The organism is Variovorax sp. FG153, from assembly GCF_057809595.1.
Map to the genome: position 1 here is coordinate 1 of NZ_JBMDKG010000112.1, position 1,077 is coordinate 1,077.

The window sequence follows — 1,077 nt, forward strand, 5'->3', positions numbered from 1 at the left end:
ACTTCCTGCGCGGCTTCAACCTCGACCACGGCACCGACTTCGCGGTCACGGTCGACGGCATGCCGGTCAACATGCCTTCGCACGGCCACGGCCAGGGCTTCGCGGACCTCAACTTCCTGATCCCCGACCTGGTCTCGGGCGTGCGCTACCGCAAGGGTCCCTACTTCGCCGATGGCGGCGACTTCTCGCTCGCGGGCAGCGCCTCGCTCGACTACGTGAGCGCGCTCGACGCGCCCTTCGCCGAAGTCACGCTGGGCGCCAACAACTTCCGCCGCCTGCTCGCGGCAGGCTCGCGCACCGTGCAGGACCAGACCTGGCTCGGTGCCATCGAGCTCGAAGGCAACAACGGACCCTGGGACACGCCCGAGCGACTGCGCAAGCTGAACGCGGTACTGCGCTATTCGCAAGGCTCGCCGGTGCGCGGCTTCAGCCTCACGGCCATGGCCTACCAGAGCCGCTGGAACGCGACCGACCAGATCCCCGAGCGCCTGGTCGACAGCGGCGAGCTCTCGCGCTTCGGCTCGCTCAACACCACCGATGGCGGCAGGACACGGCGCATCAGCCTGTCGGGCAAGTGGTTCGACAACAGCCCCGAGGGGCAGACGCAACTCAGTGGCTATGCCATCGACTACCGCTTCGACCTGTTCTCGGACTTCACCTACTTCCTCAACAACCCCGAGCAGGGCGATCAGTTCGAGCAGACCGATCGCCGGCGGGTCTTCGGGCTGCAGGGCACGCACAGCCGTCCCAACTCGATCGGTGGACTCGATGGGGTGCTGAGCTTCGGCGGCAGCTGGCGCGGCGACCGCATCGGCGAAGTCGGGCTCTACAACACGGTGGCCCGCGAACGAATCTCGACCGTGCGCAACGACAAGGTGCAGCAGGACCTGTTCTCGCTGCACGCCCAGCAACTCGTGAACTTCAGCGAGCGCTGGCGCGGCTATGTCGGCCTGCGCGGCGACCTGCTGCGCTACGACGTGCAAGGGCGCGAGCCGCTCTACGGCCCGATCAACAGCGGACGTGGCCACGATTCGCTCGTGAGCCCCAAGGCCGGCCTGGCCTTCACCGTGACACCGG

The 1,077-nt window shown here is 67.6% G+C and carries 1 protein-coding gene; it reads left to right on the forward strand.

What is annotated here, in order from left to right; translation table 11 throughout:
- Nucleotides 1–1,077 (forward strand): TonB-dependent receptor (locus ACODT0_RS42310; protein ID WP_489044039.1); only part of this gene is annotated, 1,077 nt, incomplete at both ends.